Raw genomic sequence first — 15,900 nt, 5'->3', positions numbered from 1 at the left:
CCTGGTCAGGGGCATGATCGAGGTAGCGGATAGGGGTAGCGGTAGCGGATAAAGCCGCTACCGGCCCTGGGCCAGCGTGGCCAGCGCGGGTAGCGGATGAAGCGGCGAGGTAGCGGATACGCGGGGGCTATCCGCTACCTCATCTAGGGCTCTGACCTGCGCGGTAGCGGAGGTAGCGGAAGTAGCGGACTTTCAGAGGGGGGTGGGCAGTACCGCTGCCACGCGTCGTGGAGGTCGGTGGCGTAGTAGCCCTTCATGACGTTCCCGCCGGCCTTGATGTTGCGGGCGGCGATGGGGGTGTTGTCGCCGGTCATGTACTCGCGCAGCATCCGGGACAGCCCGCGTGCGTCCAGCGGCTTGCCGGCCATATCCGCCCACGGTGCCTCTTCGAGGCTGTGGAGCCGGTCCAGTACGGCGACGGTGGGCAGGCGGTCGATGCCGTTGAAGACCTGGTCCCGCAGGTCGGTCAGCAGCCGAATGCCGGTGCTGCCCTTGTCGTCCACCTTGGCGGCGTTGACCAGCTCCACGCAGGCTTCCCGGGCCCGCTTGGGCCAGTCCCCGCCGGCAGCGTCCGCCACCGCGAGCAGGGCTTCCCACACGTCTGCGGGCCGGTCGGTGACGCCCTCGGGCATCTGCGGGAAAGCACCTTCGACCCGGTCCCGGACGCTGTCGGCCCACGCGGCGAGGCGGTCCCGCAGTACGTGTCCCTCGCCCTCGTGGACGCGCTGCCGGAACGGCTCCACGCGCTCGTTGCGGGCCCGGCGGCGCATGCGGATGATGACCGAGCGGGTCAGGATCGTGTCCGGCAGCGAGCCGAGCCCGGCGACGGCCACGGCGCAGAACGAGGGGAACTCCTGCACTTGCTGGTTGGCGCCGTCGCCCACGCACCGGTACATCACTCCGGAGCGGCGGTGTCCGGCGTTGAGGAATCCCCGGAGCTGTTCGTTCTCCCCGGCCTTGGGGCCGAAGACGGTGTCGATCTCATCGAACAGGATCGTGGGCCGCGCGCTCAGCCCGGACACGGCCCGGAACAGCGCGGACGCTGACGCGTTGACCGCGACCATCGGATACGGGACCAGGGTCTCCACGATCTCCAGCGCCCGGGACTTCCCGCTCGCCGGCTCCGGCGACAGGAACGCCAATCGGGGCGTGGCGTCGAAGCAGTCCAGTAGGTGCGCGTGGGCGTCCCACAGGACCACCGCGACGTAGGCGGCCTCCAGCGGGAAGACGTTGAATCGGCGGTGGAAGGCTTCCACCTCGCTCAGCAGAGCCGCGCCGTCGCTCATGCGGCGTTCCTCCTCTGGTCTCGGGTGCGCAACGGACAGAAGTCCCGGTGCGCGGTGTGGGCGTCGATCAGGCGCAGGACGGCGGCTTTCCCGGTGGCTTTGCGGTCGCGTCCGCAGGCACACCAGGACCGAGCGACCGCGGCCCGGCGCCAGGACGTGGGCGCGGACACGTGCAACCACGCCACGGGGGTGCGTCCGTTGCCGGGCGGCGGGTCCGGGCGAAGAGATGACAGGACGCCTTCGGCGGCGACCTTTGGCGCACCACCCGCCGCGGACCTGCCGGCCGGTGTGGCGGGGTTGGGCTGATCCGGGGTGGAGGTGAGGCGTTTCAGGCGGGGGGTGGATCCGGCCGTGGTCATGCCGTCTCCCGCGGGCGGACCGTGCGCAGGGAGTAGGCCAGTGCGCTGCGGATCGTGGCGCGGCACTCGGCAGCGGTGAGTCCCGCCGACTCGCCCGCCTCCTGAAACGCCGTCTCTACGGCCGTTCGGTCGATGTTGCCGCGCGCGACGTACCGGCCCACGCGGATGACTGCCCGCAGCAGTTCCTCATTGCGCCGCCCGGCCTCCCGGCGCGCGGCCACGCCGGCACTCTCGCGTTCGAGGGCGACCGCCGCGCAGCGGGTGGCGTTACGGACCGGCGCCAGCCGGATTGCCGTCGCCGTCGGCTCCTGAGGGGCCGTCAGAGCGTGGTGGAGCCATTCGGGTAGCTCTGCAACGGGGGTGTTGTCCACGACCGTGTACGGGCCGTGTGGCGTCTTGCTGCCGGGGGCGACGACGTACCCGCCGCATCCCCGAGTGTCGATCTTCTTGGCCAGGCGTCCCGCGGTGGAATGCAGCCGGGCCCCGGGCGGGGCGGTGAAGTACAGATGCACTCCGCCGCCCGCGGTCCGCACGGTGCGCGTGGTGGGCACGGGCTGTCCGGCGCGCTCGCAGAGCGCCGCGAAGGCGGTTACGCCGTCAGGTGTTCCTTTCTTGTCTGTGGGCTTGAGCGTGTCCAGGTCCACGACCAGCAGCCCGGCCGGGCCGGTGGCGATGCCAACGTTGAACGGCCTCTGTGACCACGCGGCGCGGATGCGGTCGGGGTCGGTGGTGGCGCGCTGTTCCCACTTGCGGTGCCCGGTCGTGCAGTCGCCGGTGCGGGGGCAGTGACGTTCCCCGTGCAGGGCGGGTGTCTTGCGGCCGGCGTGGAGCGGGAAGACGTGCCATCCGCGCTCGGCTGCCTGTAAGGCTGCCGACAGCAGCGCGGATTGTGCGTCGTAGGTCATGCTGGAGGTCTCCAGTTCTCTGGTGGGACGGAGATCCGGGCGGGCCGCAGTCTTTGGCGAGAGGCGGCCCGCTCGGGGCGTTAGTCGTCGGTGTCGACGGGTGCGGGGAAGCGCGTGGACGCGCGGACCGGCGGGTGTCATGATCACGCGAGTGTTCGGCGTGGGTCCGGCTTGTAAGGGGGAACCGTGAAGCTCTACTTGGGCATAGCGCTCGTGTTGCTGGCGTCGCTTGTTGCCGTCTCTGGCGTGGCGGCGCTTGCCCGGGGTTGGGTGCTTCCCTGGAACCGGCGCCATGTCAACCGCCTGCGCCTCTACGGCTGGGGCCAGTTGGTGCTTGCCTTTGCCCTCTACTGGCAGGCGCTTTTCGGGTTGGTGCTCAACGACCCGGGCGCTCGGGCGTGGGGCACCCTGGCCGGCAGCGTGATTCTGTTGGCCGGCGTCATCGTGATGGGGTTGGCTCAGTTCATGAGCAGCAGTCGACGGGGCAGCGGCACGCCTTAACTGGTTCAACCGTGGAAGTTGTTGCGCTTGAAGACGGCCTTGCGGATGTTGACTGTGGTCCCGCGGTCGCCCTTGTCGCTGCGGAGGACCTGTACGGCGATCCATCCGCCGAAGATGACCGCGGCCAGGATGATGAGCTGGTGGACCAGGGCCGCGAGTGCGGCGATGAACGTCGTCAGTAGCACCAGCCCGCCGCACACCGCGGCGAAGCCGACACCCCCGAGCGCGATGTTCACCGCTGCGCGGGACACAGCCGGCCGTGCCTGCTCCGGCACTGGGGCGAGGCCGTGTGGTGTGAGGGTGTAGCCGGTGACGATCCGCCCGTCCGGGAGCTGCACGCTCTGCACTGCCGGGACGGCGCCGGATGCGGTGGGCATGAGCGGGGCCGGGTAGGGCTGCGCGGGCGTGAGCGGTATGGGCTGGTGGACTTCCACGGCCGCGTTCGCAGTGGCCGGGTGGGTGCTGTGGTGTGTCATGGCGGATTCTCCTCAGCGGAGGTCGGCGAGGCTGGCCGCGAGCGCGGCACACAGGTTGCGGATGGGGTCGTAGGCGCCGGTTCCGGCGGTGAAGAACCCGAAGAGGAACAAGACGACGGCGGCGGCGCCGTTGGCGGCTTTGGTGCGGACGGTGAAGTAGGCGGCGATGCCGAGCAGCAGCACCGCGGAGACAGTCAGGGCCACGGGGTCTCCGTTCGGGTCAGCGGGTGCCGTCGCGGTGGATGGCGCGGGCGAGGTTGTACAGGTGCCGGCCGGTGCGTATGCGGATGCCGTGGCCTTTGCAGGGGCGGCAGGTCTTGCCGCGCTGCGGCCGTCCCTTGCGGTCAGTGGTCGTGGCGAAGCCGAAACCGTTGCAGTGCCGGCAGCGCGCGAACGGCTGAGTAGCACACACACCGGCATAACCGAGCGTGATGGCCAGCAGGAGTGCGATAGCGAGCAGGGGGAGGGTCACAGGGTGCCTCCAGGCGTGTTTTCGGGGTTTTCGCAGGCAGGGCCGCTAACGGCTAGCGGCCAGATCAGATAGGGCGCGGGCTGCTAGCGGGACCTCTAGCGCTAGAGGGTTGAGCCCCTAGCGCTAGAGGCCCTGGTCGGTCAGCCCGCGGACCGCTTCCGGTCACGCTCCGCAATCGCCGCGGCGATGTGGGCGCGCTCGAAGCCGGTCCGGTTGACGGTCTTGCCGTTGATCCGGCGGGCGACCTGCCCCGTGGACACGCCGTGGGGCTTGAGTGCGGTGGTGAGCTGCCGTGCCTTGTCGGCAGGCTCCATCTCGCCCCACGGCCCGTACAGTTCCGGCCGGAGTTCGGCGAGCCGGTCCACCGCGACGTCGTTCCACACCTTCGCCTCGCCGGAGGGCACGACGGCGAGCACGTCGTCCAGCAGCGTGTCCGCCGCCTCCCTGCGCTCCGGCGCCTCGCCTGCGGCGAGACCGGTGAGGGTGCCGGCGTTCTTGCGGGCAGTGCGGGCCCGCTCGCAGATCCGGTCCGCGGCCGGGTTGTCCAGGTAGTAGGTCCGGACGATCTGCGGATCGTCGGTGGCGCCGGCGAGGTAGCCGATGCCCTTGTCGGACTTGGTGAACGTCGTCGCCCGGATCCCGTTCTTGTACGCGGAAGTCCCCAGGATCATGTCGTTCTCGATCTGACCCATGACCCGCAGGCAGAACCGCGTGCCCACGTTCGCGCTGATCGAGGTGGGCAGGCTGTCCTTGTCCGGGCGCTGCGTGGCCAGCAGCAGGATCACTCCGAGGGCCCGGCCGCGCTTGATGATGCCGGTGCACAGCGCGCCGGCTTCCTTGCCGTACTCGGGGTGGGAGAACAGTTCCTGGCACTCGTCTATCGCCAGGACCAGCGGATGCAAGCCCAGCGAGCGCACCGCGGCGAGGTCGGGGGTGACCTTGTTCTCCGGGCACTTGTCCTTCGGCAGCGAACTGATCACCTTGGCGCGGCGTTCCAGGTCGCCGTAGACGTAGCGGATGGAGTCCAGCGCCGCCGCGGCGGTGGCGTCGTCCGGCCCGGAGCCGTAGTCGGCCGCCACCTTCGCCAGGGGCTCCAGGTCGCCGGTGCCCTTCAACTCCCACACCAGCAGCTCCGCCAGCGGGTCCAGCGCGGCGGCGAGCAGCGGCAGGCGCAGCGAGAACGTCTTGCCCATGCCGGGCATGGCGCCGATGAGCACGTTGTCGTACATCAGCGTCATGTCGATGGGCCGGCCGCGCTGGTCAAGGCCGAACGGGACCGGCTTGAACAGCGACACCGCGCCGGCCTTGGCCAGCGGTCCGGCCACCGGGGGCAGCTTGTTGAGGGCCTTGTCGCCGACCCACAGCATCATCCGGCCGGCGTGCTCGTCGGCGACGGGCTCGGGCCAGACGCACCCGAGCGGGCGGCGCAGGCCGGAGGCGAGCCGGTCCCGGCGGTCGAGGATGTCGGTCACCGTCACCCCGTAGGGCAGGTCGACATCCGCGCGCCAGCCGGGGCCGTCGCGGGTGATCGGGGCGGGGAAGCGGATGCCCTCGCCGCCCTTGCCGAGTGCCTTGTTCACCTCGGCAATGCCCAGCGCCCCGAGGGCGCGTTCCACGACGGTGGAGGTGAGGCGTTCCACCTCGGTGGCGACCACGGCGTGGGAGACGACGGGCTTGTCGGCCGGCGCCCCGGCGAACCCGAACACCGTCACGAGTGCTGCGACGGCCACGGCGAGGATCCACGTCGGGCCCAGCACCCACAGCGCGAGCGCCAGGATCGGGCCGACGATCGCGGCGAGGGTGAACAGGATGCCGCGCAGCTTCACCCGCCGGTCCCGCTGCCGGGACAGGTTCAGGTACTCCCCGGCGTCCTCACGGCGGGCCGCGGCCCGACGCAGCGGGTCCCCCTCGGCGTCGGAGACCCAGCGCAGGGAGGCGCCGACGAACTTGGCGAACCCCACCGGCGCGCGGGCGGTCAGCACCGCTGCGTACCAGGGAAGGCGCACCGCGTGGAACGCCGTGGAGTGCCCGGCGTATCCGGCCAGCCACCCGGCCGCGTTCACGAACTCCGGCCGCGAGGTCGCCCACCCGGGCAGCACCGGCCGACGCCGCGCACCCCGTACGCGCTCCATCACGCCCGGACCGGTCGGCCCCGGGGCGTCCACCAAAGTCGGCCCGCCGTCGTCCGACGCGTCACCGGACCGCCAAGCGTTCGGGTCGTCCATCGCGTCGGACGACGCGTCGGTGTCGGAGTCGGGTCGGGGGTCGGCCGACTCGCGGGCGGCGCGGGCCTTGTCCAGGTCCACCACCTCACCGCCGAAGTCGGACGACAGGTCGGCTTCCAACCGGTTGAAGAAGTCGTTCTCGTCCTCGTGCTTCACTGAGGTTCCTTCCAGAAATGGCAGGGGAAGCGGGTCCGGCCGACGCTGTGAGAGGTTGAGCGGTCGGACCCGCGGGAGCTTTCCGCCCGATCAGGCGGCGCGCTGTTCCTCGGGGTAGGCGCACGGCACGCACGTGCCGAGTGAGCCGGGGATGACGTATCCGGCGTCGGTACGGCACTGCGGGCAGGTACGGCGGGCGGTCATCGCCGCAGCGAGCGCCCGCCGTTTGCCCGGCGTCATCGGCCGCACCGGCAAGGCAAGGTCGATCCGGTACAGGTAGGCGATCAGCACGCCGGCTTTCCGGCGCCGTGCCTGTCGCATGAGTTGCGCAGCAACGGGCTGACCGCCCGGCCGCAGCCCGCGGGCGCGCAGTTGCCGGCGCGTGGCGTAGCCGTCCGGGGCGAGCCGCCATGGGAAGGTCGGTATGCCCCACGTGGCGCCGGTCGGGTCGTAGCACTTGCCGAACGCCGGGGACATCACGCCACCGCTCCGCGGCGCCCGGAACGGCGGCCAGCCACGGTGGCGAACAGCCGCCCGATCCCCGCCCGCCTCACACCGGCGTGGGCGCGCTTGGCGGCGTACATCGCTTCATCGGCCCGGCGCAGCAACTCCGGCAGGCCCTCGCCGGGGAAGTCCGTGACCCTCGCCCAACCGAGCGAGACCGTGGTGTGCACCGCCGGGTCAAGCCCCTCAGCGGGCCGTGCCAGGACGCTGCCGAGTACGGCGAGCATGTCGTCCGCCATGCCGTGCCGGTCGATCACCACCGCAGCGAACTCATCGCCCCCGAGCCTGCCCGCCACTCCCGTGGGGCCGGTGTAGTGGGCCAGGCGGCCCGCGGTCGCCCGCAGCAGCGCATCCCCGGCAGCGTGCCCGTGGGTGTCGTTGACGTGCTTGAAGTGGTCCACGTCCGCCAGCACCACTACCGCCCGCGGGTCGCGCAGCAGTACCGCGGCGCGGCGGGCGAACCCCTCGCGGGTCCACAGGCCGGTCAGCGGGTCGCGGCGGGCCGACTCCAGCCGCCGCCGCAACCACCACAGGTGCACCGACCACCCGGCCACCAGCGGACCAGCGGCCATGGTGGCGGCAATCAGGGCGCTCATGCTGCCACCGCCTCCGGCTCACCCGCGCCACCCTCGCGCTCGGCGCGCAGGGCCTCGCGGGCCGTACGGGCGTGGGCGGCGCCGCAGCTCACGGCCTGCCGGATCCGGTCGGCCGTCAGGTGCTCTACCGGCCAACCGGCCGTGACCTCGCGGGCTTCGCTCAGCACGTCATCGACGCTCCGGCGGGCCGGCTTGGACGCCGGCTTCCCCGGGCGCTTGCGCGGTGCCGGCTTCGGCCCGGACGGCGCCACCGCAGGTACAGCCACGGTCTCAGCGGGGGCGGGTGCCGGGGCGGTGTCGGCCGGTGCCGTCTCGCCCAGCTTGAGCAGCACCCGCGTACGCCGATCCGTCTTGGACCGCCACCGCCGGCCGTGCCGCTCCCGCAGATCCGCGCGGGCCAACTGCCGCTCCCGCTCCCGGGCGAGAGCATCGCCGTAGGAGGTGATCTCCCACAGCGTCATCCGCCGCCACAGCACGAACGTGCTCACCGGGGCGAGCAGCCACCGGGACCGGCGGATCTTCTCCATCCGCCTGCCGGTCACGGCGCCGATCCGCGCTGCGTAGACGTGCGCGACAACCTCGGACAGCACCACCCACAGCAGCGGCATCGTGCCGTGCGCGATCTTCGCCGAAACCGATTGACCGGCCGCGATGTTGAGCCAGCAGGTGACCAGGGTCAGCGCCCACGGCACGAACCGCACCCAGCTCAGCGCGATGTCCAGCCGGGTCAGCAGCAGATTGACCACGGTGAACACCGGAATCGCCAGGTCGATGGCCAGCGGCAGCATCTCCGGCGTGGCGAAGCCCCACCGGGCTCCGGCCGCGGACACGGTGTCGAACGACATCGCCAGCCCCACGCCGCCGACCCCCACGCCCAGCAGCCCCGCCACAGCGACTAACAGCCGCTCCGGACCAGACAGCGGGGGCAGTGCGGGCCGCTCCTTCTGCGGGGCGCTCATGCCGCCACCGCCCCGTTTCGGCGCGGCCGGCGGCGCGGGGTCGCCCGCGGGAGGGCCGCCGCAGCGGCGAACAGCTCCGGCGCGTACGCCTCAACCGCCTCTGCCGCGACCTGGCTCAGCCGGTCCGGCAGCATCGGGTCGTCCGCGAGGATGTCCCGAGCCGCCGCCAAACGCGCCGCCCGCTCCATCTCGCTCTCACCCTCAACCCCCAGCCACAGATCCACCGGGGTACCAAGCGCAAGTTCCACAAACTCCGTGGCAGTGACAGCCACATGACCAGCAACGATACTTTTCACGGGTCGTGCTCCCTTCACCAGGAACGGCCCACAGCACGGCCCCGGGTCGCACCCCGGGGCCGTGCGCCGTAGAGCGGAAGTACTTCCTCCGGCTCCCCTCAACGCTGCTCGTACGAGACGAACAGCGGAGGCAACCGCCGCAGCAGCAGAGCCGCGGAAAGGTTGGTTGCGCTACACCTCACGCGGGCGTCAGCCCACGTAGCCGCCTACTTGGCCGAGGAGAGGCGGCATGATCCCCATTCAGTTTTCAAGGAGCGGCTGCTTCCGGCAGGTGCGGTAACCCCTAGCGAGGGCTCCCGTGCGTGGACACATGGGGCCCACCGGTGCAGCGAAAGCTACCTAGGTAACTTTCCTGAGATCGAAGCTACCTAGGTAGCTTGCTTGGGTCAACCCCGCCAACACGGCAAGGGCGAACTACCTAGGTTGGATAAGCTCTAGGCATGGACTGGAAGCCGGAGAGACCCCCGACCGCCAAGGAGATCGCTGCCCGGTTCCGCGACAACCTCGCGGACGGCCTGTACTCGCCCGGGAGCCGCCTCCCCGGGGCCAAGGGTCTGGCCAAGGAGTTGGACGTCTCGCTCATGACGGTGCAGAGCGCGTACAAGCAGCTTGCGGACGACGGCCTGGTAGAGGGTCGGCCAGGAAGCGGCACGTACGTCATCGACCCACGCGAGGGCGAGCCCACAGCCGCCAAAATGGCTGCCGGACTCCGCGAACTGCAAGACCAGCTGACTCATGTCACCTCCCAGCTCTCCGAACTTCGGCGCCGGGTCGAACATCTGGAGACTGTCCGCTCCGGCGGCGCTGACGAGAACCAGTAAGCCGCACCACTGCGAGATACGCAGCGAACAGGGTTAACAGCCCGGACCCGTTAGCTGTTAACCACCCACGTCAGACGGTGTGTTGGCATGATGAGGATCTGCCCGCATCGTCTGACGGCTGGGGAACGCGATGAAGACGAAGCTGCAAGAGGCACGTGTGCAACGGGGCTGGACTCAGTCTCAGCTCATACAGGCTGTGGAAGACGCAGCCGAGCGGCTTGGGATCACGTTGCCATCTCTCTCCAGCTTGAAGGCTCAGATCTCGATGTTCGAGAACGGTCGAAGGGTGCCGGGGAACGACTACCAAACGCTGTTCTGCGAGGTGTACCAAGCCAGCCGCAGAGATTTGGGCCTCGCCCTTGAGTCAGCCCCTTCCCAGCTTGAGACCCTGCCGACGCTGCCAAGCCCACAGGGCCCGGCGCCTGAAGCGAGTCCGGCAGTGCTGGACTACCTCAAGTCCGTGTTCGTCCAGCATGCGCAGGCCGAACCCCTTGTCGGGCCCCGCTTCCTGGTCCCCGCCGTACAGAGTCAGGTCCCGCTGATCGAGGAGCTCTGCAAGGAAGCCTCCGGCCCGCACCGCGAAGAAGTCGTCCGCCTCGGCTCCCGGTACGCCGAATTCCTCGGGTGGCTGCACCAGGACTCCGGAGACTCTCGGTCTGCGATGCTCTGGACGAACCGTGCGCTCGACTACGCAGCGGAACTGGACGACCCGGCACTCAGCTCGTACGTGTTCCAGCGGCGGAGCAACATCGCAGGCGAGGCAGGTCAAGCTGGCTATGCCATGGGGCTGGCCAACGGAGCCTTACGAGAGGGCCGAAGGCTGCCGCGGAAGATCCGCGCCGTTGCTCTGCGGGCCAGTGCATACGCCCATGCTCAGCTTGGGCACGCTGACGAATCAGCTCGCGCGCTCGACGACGCCCGGACACTGGCTGATGCCGCAGCCGGCGAAGGGTCCGACCTCGCCCCGTACTGTTCCGTCTCGTACATCGACATGGAGGCAGCGAACTGTGCCCTCCAGCTCGGACACCCCGAAGACGCGGTCCAGACGTTGGAACAGAGCTTGACGCGATGGCCAGCCGAGCAGCAGCGAGACCGAGGGCTCTGTCTCGCACGCCTCGCCACGGCTTACGCACAGATGGAGGACGTGGAGGCGGCATACAACGCGGCCTCGCAGGCGGTGTCCATCGCGCAGACGACGGGATCCGCGCGCATCCTGGCTGAACTCGGGCGGTTACAGGGCTACCTCACGCCATGGAGCAAGCTCGTGGAGATTGCCGAACTCAACCGTACGTTGGGCACTATGAAGGGGAGCTGAGCCGAACCGGAGGATAGCCGTGAACCTGCTGCCTACCATCACCACCGTAGATGTCCAGGACCAGGCCCCGCGGGTCGCCGTCCTCCCGATCGGGTCATTCGAGCAGCACGGCGCGTACCTGCCGCTCATCACAGACGCAGCCATCGCCAGCGTCATTGCCCGGGAGGTTGCCGCGGCTTACCCCGTGCTGCACCTCCCGCCGATCACCATCGCGTGCAGCCACGAACACGGCACGTGGGCTGGAACGGTCAGCATCAGTGCTCGGACGCTGCACGCGCTCGTGACGGACATCGCTCAGTCCCTCGAAGCATCCGGCATCCGCAAGCTCGTCCTGGTGAACGCCCACGGTGGGAACTACGTCCTGTCGAACATCGTCCAGGAAGCCAACCTCACTGAGCCGCGAATGAGCCTGTTCCCTCAGGGCGGCGAATGGAACCGCGCACGCGAGCGCGCCGGCCTGGCCACCAACGCGCACGAAGACATGCACGCGGGAGAGATCGAAACCTCAATCCTCCTCCACGCTGAACCGTCCCTCGTCCGCCCCGGCTACGAGACCGCCGACCACGACGGCGGCGAACGCCGCTTCCTCCTTACCGAAGGCATGAAGGCATACACCGAGACTGGCGTCATCGGGTTTCCGTCCTACGCCACGGCGGAGAAAGGGAAAGCCGTCCTAGGAAGTCTGGTGGAAGACTTCGCATCGCACTTGCAGGTGCTTGGCGAGCCAGCCAATTCCCGCTAATGGGCGACTGTATGGAGTGGAAGTCGCGCTTTCCCGTCACTTCGACGGCATGACTGCAAGTCAAGCTGTGGTTCGCCGTGCCCACTGATTCGCAAATTCGACTGCGGCTTCTACCTCCTCAACGTCTGCCATGCCTAGATCCACGTATTCCTTGAACATTGAAGAATTGAGGGGAATCGACTCGCCTTGGCCGTTCAGGAATATTTCATTAGGCCCAATTCCGCACGCTGCAAGTTCGTCGTCACCGCTCGCCGTGAAGCTACACAGGGGACAGTAAAAAAAACGCAAGTCGGAGCCTTCCAGAGGTCCAGACCCAATATTCGGCAAGTTGAAGACTAGGTGACCAGTGCAATGGCATGCCGGACAACCCTTCGGTGAGCGGAGGCTGTAGAGGCCGCACCGGGCAATAAGCCCGTGACGCGCGACGTCCGGATCTCCCGCCTCTGCATGCTCGTAGATAACAGAGACGGCCTTTTGTGGTAGGTACTTCAATCGCTCGGAGAGGTGGTAGCGCGCGCCCTCAATTCGCCTTGCTACTTCCTTGGCAACGTATTCGAGTGCGTCACTTTCCGTGATTTCAATAATTCCAATCCAATCGTCCCAGTATTCTTCGCGCTCCTTTCCGAGATAGCGCAGCAGGGCTGTGGTGGCTCTCACGAAAACCGACAAGCCGTCGAATGATTCGTCAGCGTCGGCGTCCAGGTGTGCGATTCCATTCCGTAGCTCGATCAGCTCATCGAGCCCCGTATCTTGTTTCGGTAGGACGTTCATCACTCGAAGTCGAGCCAAGGCTTGTGCGGCTCCAACAGTCCTAACCTTGGGTGCCTCCTGCACGCCAGCTAGATGCAGCAAGGTATCTTCCTTTCCCTTCATTTCGATGAGGAGAAAGGGGGATTGCTTCGACAGGGCAGATTTGGCAAGCCTTTCAATGCTGACGCCCGCGTGCAATAGAAACACGTCCCGATCGTTTCTGGCGTGGGCATCCATTGCCGTATGCGCAAACTTCCGCGCGCCCTGGTAGAGGCTCTCATGGGAGAGGAAATCGCTCATAGTCGAAAGTTAGTGCAACGACCTCGCTCCACGCGACCCCTTTGACGCAACGCAGTCAGGTGCCGCCTCGGACCTTCGTAAGCGCTCGGACAGTGCGTGGTCCACCGGACCAGTACGGCACGGACTCCGCAGCAGAGTCTGGACCGTTCGGGGGCTGTCCCCCCGCGACGGCCCGACCTTGGTTTACCCCGACCGCCATCTACAGGACAGCCCTCAGCTGGCACATGCTGTGATGCCGAACCTGAGGGAGCTGGATCAGACCCTGCGACTAAGGCTTGTCCCGTTACTCCCGACCGCGGGGACGTGAGTGCTGGCATGATGACGTCCATGACTGCATACCGAAAGGCAGATGCCGCGTAGACGGCCTGGCGCCCTGCGCGTCGAACAGCATGGGCCTCGCGCCTGGGAGTGCCCGCCGCCGGATCGAATCCATGGGCTCTCTAGCTGCACTAGCCTCGCGATACATCGAGTGGAGAGGCTGTCAGCCGACTATTACGTCTATCTCGGTGCCACTGACCGTGCGCTGCGACGTTACCAAACGTTTCTGGAACCGCTTGGACGTCGGCCTCTCTATCCGCAGGACGCGGAGTGCTCGTGCCGCGGCTGTTCCTTTGACGATGTGAGGCATGCCCGGGACGTGCTCGAGCTGGTCCTGGAGCAGCTGCCTGTCCGGGCTCGTGCCGAGCTGAAGCGCAAAGTGGTCTCTCTGGACACTGTGTATCTCAAGCGCACCCTTCCCGACCCGTTTGCCCACTGCCGGCAGTGGCGCTCTGACCTTTGGTGGCGTCGTCGGCTTGCGGGCGGCAGGGAGGCTGGGTGAATACCCGAGGTCCAGAGCAGCAGCAGTGAAATGATCACGGCGTGGCTGGTGTGATCACGGCGTCGGCGCCGTCCTGGATAGCGCCCTTCAGCGGGCTGAACCCGCGCCAGTTCGGCAAGTTGGTGACTGCTGTGCGGCGTCAAGGTGCAGACGCTGCACGTCGGGGACGGCCGTGGGGGCTGCCGCTGGAGGACCGGGTGCTGCTGGTTGCGGCGTACTGGCGAACCAACTTGACGCTACGCCAGCTCGCCCCGCTGTTTGGGGTCTCGAAGTCTTCAGCCGACCGCATCGTCGGCCACCTTGGCCCTCTGCTTGCGCTCCCGCCCCGCAAGCGGTTCTGCAGAGACACCGTGCTCATCGTGGATGGAACTCTTGTTCCAACCCGCGATCACGCGGTGGCCGAACAGTCAAAGAATTATCGGTACTCCACCAATCACCAGGTCGTCATCGATGCGGACACTCGGTTGGTCGTCGTGGTCGGCCGGCCGCTTCCCGGCAACCGAGCCGACTGCAAGGCATGGGAGGAGTCTGGCGCCAAGGCCGCCGTCGGCGGCACCATGACGATCGCCGACGGCGGCTATCCGGGCACCGGCCTCGTAATGCCCCACCGGCGCCGCAAAGACGAGGAACTCCCCGACTGGAAGCAGGCTCATAACAAGTCCCACAGACAGGTCCGTGCCCGCGTCGAGCACGCGTTTGCCCGCATGAAGGCCTGGAAGATCCTGCGCGATTGCCGACTCAAGGGCGACGGCGTACACCACGCCATGAGCGGCGTCGCCCACCTGCACAACCTCGCCCTCGCCGGATAGGCGATCGGGTCGAACGACTGTTGACCTCGCCCACGCCTCATCGAAGATCAGTTACGGGACAAGCCTTAGGCTGCATCGCGGGCGGCCGATATGACATCGGTTGCCGCCATGCCGCACTGCGCCCATGTCATTCCGAAGCTCGCGCCCGCTCTAACGTTCTGACCGTCAATTTGATAGGGCGCGCGAATCTCATTCTGTAGCCGCAGCATTATTTCTTGCGCACCCGAGTGGTCAACTCCATGGATGAGTACGACGAACTCGTCTCCGCCGAGTCGGGCCACGGTATCTCCGGCCCGAAGCGGGAGAGCCAGGCGCCGGCCGACTTCGATAAGGACTGCGTCGCCACTGTTGCGGCCAAATCGGGCATTGAACGACTTGAAGCCGCGGAGCGCGCAGAAGATGACAGCCAGGCCTTGGGTGCTTGAGTCGTCATCGGGGGCCACCACATGCCGGTGGTATTCCTGGAAGCCAGTGGGTTTGTCGGTGGGTTCGTCGGTGGCTTGGCACAGGCGGTCACTGAGGCGAGTGTGGAGCTCGGAGGCGTTTGGCAGGCCAGTGAGCTGGTCATGTGAGGCCCGATGGGCGAGCTCAAGCTCGCGGAGCTTACGTTCCTGGATGTCCTCAACATGGGTGAGCAGGTAACGCGGCCCGTCTTCGGTGTCAGCAACGACAGAGTTACGGAGGGATACCCATACGTACATGCCGTCGCGACGACTGAGGCGCAGCTCGGCGCGCCCTCCCTCTGCAGACGTAAGGAGCAGGGTGCCAACATCATCGGGGTGGACAAAGTCGATGAAGGAGTAGCGGCCAATCGCGGTGGCAGAGCGGCCCAGTAGGCGGCATAGCGCGTCGTTTATGCGGGCGAATCGGCCGTGCTGGTCGCCGCCCATCTCGGTTATGGCCAGACCGCTGGGTGCGTACTCGAAGGCCTGCCGGAAGCTTTCCTCGCTTGCCCGCAAGCTCTCTCGCTCCTGCTCCAGGCGGACAAGCGCACGCTGCATGCTAGCCCGAAGCCGAGCGGCTCTGATGGCGATCGCGGCTTGGAACGCGTACGCCTGCAAGGCCTCACACTGCGCTAGTCCAGGTCGGCGGCTGGAACGTGGTTTGCCTACGGAGATGATCCCTATCAACTCGCCGTCGGCGAACATCGGCACGTATAGCCGGTCCGCTGGGTGCCACTCATACTCGGAGGACGGTGCGGGCCCACCTGCGAACCACTCCGGAACATCGTCTCCGTCGAGGACCCAGCCCTCGGTATGGGGAATGAAGCGGACCCCGCCCCAGGCCTCTGCCAGGCATAGGCGGCGCTCCCAGGAGGCGCGGGAGCCGCTGCGTCCGGTGAGGTCGGGCGCGGCCTCGTCGTCGCCGGAGAACGACGCGACGACAAGGTCGCCATCCGAACTCACAAGGTGTACCCACGCCAGCTCAAATCCCAGAGCGCTTACAACGCCGTCCGAGACAGCCTTTAGTGTCTCGGCGAGGCTGCGGCCTAGATGGAGGTCTTGGATGGCGGCCTGTAGGTCATACCGCAAGTCATGTGCCTGTTCCGGCACGTAGGCGGAGTTCCTGGCAAACGACGTTCGCCCAACCTGATTGCGGCCCAAACAT

The 15,900-nt window shown here is 67.8% G+C and carries 17 protein-coding genes; 5 read left to right on the top strand and 12 right to left on the bottom strand.

What is annotated here, in order from left to right; translation table 11 throughout:
* Positions 1 to 143: 143 nt before the first annotated feature.
* A complete protein-coding gene (locus OG937_19985) occupies positions 144 to 1,286 on the bottom strand; it encodes a DUF3631 domain-containing protein (GenBank protein WUD73806.1) in 1,143 nt (380 codons plus the stop codon).
* 355 nt (positions 1,287 to 1,641) lie between these two features.
* Positions 1,642 to 2,550 (bottom strand): bifunctional DNA primase/polymerase, encoded by a 909-nt coding sequence (locus OG937_19980; protein ID WUD73805.1) that lies wholly within the window; start codon positions 2,548 to 2,550, stop codon positions 1,642 to 1,644.
* A gap of 186 nt (positions 2,551 to 2,736) precedes the next feature.
* On the opposite strand from OG937_19980, the gene OG937_19975 reads away from it, so the two are divergent.
* Entirely contained in the window at positions 2,737 to 3,051 is a 315-nt protein-coding gene (locus OG937_19975; protein WUD73804.1) for a hypothetical protein, read from the top strand.
* Positions 3,052 to 3,056: 5 nt separating this feature from the next.
* Here the strand turns inward: OG937_19975 and OG937_19970 are convergent, their stop codons facing one another.
* The 8 genes from OG937_19970 to OG937_19935 all read right to left on the bottom strand — a co-directional run bounded on the left by OG937_19970 (position 3,057) and on the right by OG937_19935 (position 8,735).
* Complete coding sequence (locus tag OG937_19970; protein WUD73803.1) at positions 3,057 to 3,527, bottom strand: hypothetical protein; 471 nt, start codon at positions 3,525 to 3,527, stop codon at positions 3,057 to 3,059.
* 12 nt (positions 3,528 to 3,539) lie between these two features.
* Positions 3,540 to 3,731 carry a hypothetical protein gene (locus OG937_19965; protein ID WUD73802.1) on the bottom strand — a complete coding sequence of 64 codons (192 nt, stop codon included), beginning with the start codon at positions 3,729 to 3,731 and terminating at the stop codon, positions 3,540 to 3,542.
* Positions 3,732 to 3,747: 16 nt separating this feature from the next.
* On the bottom strand, positions 3,748 to 3,999 hold the full coding sequence (locus OG937_19960) for a hypothetical protein (GenBank protein WUD73801.1): 252 nt from the start codon (positions 3,997 to 3,999) through the stop codon (positions 3,748 to 3,750).
* 140 nt (positions 4,000 to 4,139) lie between these two features.
* Positions 4,140 to 6,380, bottom strand: a complete 2,241-nt coding sequence (locus tag OG937_19955; protein WUD73800.1) for a cell division protein FtsK — start codon at positions 6,378 to 6,380, stop codon at positions 4,140 to 4,142.
* A 90-nt stretch (positions 6,381 to 6,470) separates the two neighbouring features.
* Positions 6,471 to 6,857 carry a hypothetical protein gene (locus OG937_19950; protein WUD73799.1) on the bottom strand — a complete coding sequence of 129 codons (387 nt, stop codon included), beginning with the start codon at positions 6,855 to 6,857 and terminating at the stop codon, positions 6,471 to 6,473.
* Positions 6,857 to 7,480: a GGDEF domain-containing protein gene (locus OG937_19945; GenBank protein WUD73798.1), complete on the bottom strand. Its 624-nt coding sequence runs from the start codon at positions 7,478 to 7,480 to the stop codon at positions 6,857 to 6,859. Before OG937_19945 ends, OG937_19950 begins: the two co-directional genes overlap by 1 nt.
* On the bottom strand, positions 7,477 to 8,439 hold the full coding sequence (locus OG937_19940; protein ID WUD73797.1) for a DUF2637 domain-containing protein: 963 nt from the start codon (positions 8,437 to 8,439) through the stop codon (positions 7,477 to 7,479). Before OG937_19940 ends, OG937_19945 begins: the two co-directional genes overlap by 4 nt.
* Entirely contained in the window at positions 8,436 to 8,735 is a 300-nt protein-coding gene (locus OG937_19935; GenBank protein WUD73796.1) for a hypothetical protein, read from the bottom strand. Before OG937_19935 ends, OG937_19940 begins: the two co-directional genes overlap by 4 nt.
* 440 nt (positions 8,736 to 9,175) lie before the next feature.
* On the opposite strand from OG937_19935, the gene OG937_19930 reads away from it, so the two are divergent.
* The 3 genes from OG937_19930 (at position 9,176) to OG937_19920 (ending at position 11,613) form a co-directional block, all read left to right on the top strand.
* The gene (locus OG937_19930; GenBank protein ID WUD73795.1) at positions 9,176 to 9,556 is read left to right on the top strand and encodes a GntR family transcriptional regulator; all 381 of its coding nucleotides are present in this window, start codon (positions 9,176 to 9,178) and stop codon (positions 9,554 to 9,556) included.
* Positions 9,557 to 9,686: 130 nt separating this feature from the next.
* The gene (locus tag OG937_19925; protein ID WUD73794.1) at positions 9,687 to 10,871 is read left to right on the top strand and encodes a helix-turn-helix transcriptional regulator; all 1,185 of its coding nucleotides are present in this window, start codon (positions 9,687 to 9,689) and stop codon (positions 10,869 to 10,871) included.
* A gap of 19 nt (positions 10,872 to 10,890) precedes the next feature.
* On the top strand, positions 10,891 to 11,613 hold the full coding sequence (locus OG937_19920) for a creatininase family protein (protein ID WUD73793.1): 723 nt from the start codon (positions 10,891 to 10,893) through the stop codon (positions 11,611 to 11,613).
* Positions 11,614 to 11,673: 60 nt separating this feature from the next.
* Here the strand turns inward: OG937_19920 and OG937_19915 are convergent, their stop codons facing one another.
* Positions 11,674 to 12,663 (bottom strand): hypothetical protein, encoded by a 990-nt coding sequence (locus tag OG937_19915; protein WUD73792.1) that lies wholly within the window; start codon positions 12,661 to 12,663, stop codon positions 11,674 to 11,676.
* Between the two features lie 861 nt (positions 12,664 to 13,524).
* Between OG937_19915 and OG937_19910 the strand changes: the two genes are divergently transcribed.
* The gene (locus tag OG937_19910; protein ID WUD73791.1) at positions 13,525 to 14,292 is read left to right on the top strand and encodes a transposase; all 768 of its coding nucleotides are present in this window, start codon (positions 13,525 to 13,527) and stop codon (positions 14,290 to 14,292) included.
* A 65-nt stretch (positions 14,293 to 14,357) separates the two neighbouring features.
* On the opposite strand, the gene OG937_19905 is transcribed toward OG937_19910, so the two are convergent.
* Positions 14,358 to 15,845, bottom strand: coding sequence for a diguanylate cyclase (locus OG937_19905; protein WUD78818.1), 1,488 nt, complete (start codon positions 15,843 to 15,845; stop codon positions 14,358 to 14,360).
* Between the last annotated feature and the right edge of the window lie 55 nt (positions 15,846 to 15,900).

This window comes from Streptomyces sp. NBC_00510, from assembly GCA_036013505.1.
Lineage (GTDB): Bacteria > Actinomycetota > Actinomycetes > Streptomycetales > Streptomycetaceae > Actinacidiphila.
The sequence above is the reverse complement of the archived record's forward strand: the minus strand, read 5'-3'. Positions and strand labels throughout refer to the sequence as shown.

What these genes read in the sequence shown, in the direction of transcription:
- OG937_19985 (WUD73806.1), bottom strand. Translation starts at nt 1,286, where the DNA reads ATGAGCGACGGCGCGGCTCTGCTGAGCGAGGTGGAAGCCTTCCACCGC.
- OG937_19980 (WUD73805.1), bottom strand. Translation starts at nt 2,550, where the DNA reads ATGACCTACGACGCACAATCCGCGCTGCTGTCGGCAGCCTTACAGGCA.
- OG937_19970 (WUD73803.1), bottom strand. Translation starts at nt 3,527, where the DNA reads ATGACACACCACAGCACCCACCCGGCCACTGCGAACGCGGCCGTGGAA.
- OG937_19950 (WUD73799.1), bottom strand. Translation starts at nt 6,857, where the DNA reads ATGTCCCCGGCGTTCGGCAAGTGCTACGACCCGACCGGCGCCACGTGG.
- OG937_19945 (WUD73798.1), bottom strand. Translation starts at nt 7,480, where the DNA reads ATGAGCGCCCTGATTGCCGCCACCATGGCCGCTGGTCCGCTGGTGGCC.
- OG937_19940 (WUD73797.1), bottom strand. Translation starts at nt 8,439, where the DNA reads ATGAGCGCCCCGCAGAAGGAGCGGCCCGCACTGCCCCCGCTGTCTGGT.
- OG937_19930 (WUD73795.1), top strand. Translation starts at nt 9,176, where the DNA reads ATGGACTGGAAGCCGGAGAGACCCCCGACCGCCAAGGAGATCGCTGCC.
- OG937_19925 (WUD73794.1), top strand. Translation starts at nt 9,687, where the DNA reads ATGAAGACGAAGCTGCAAGAGGCACGTGTGCAACGGGGCTGGACTCAG.
- OG937_19915 (WUD73792.1), bottom strand. Translation starts at nt 12,663, where the DNA reads ATGAGCGATTTCCTCTCCCATGAGAGCCTCTACCAGGGCGCGCGGAAG.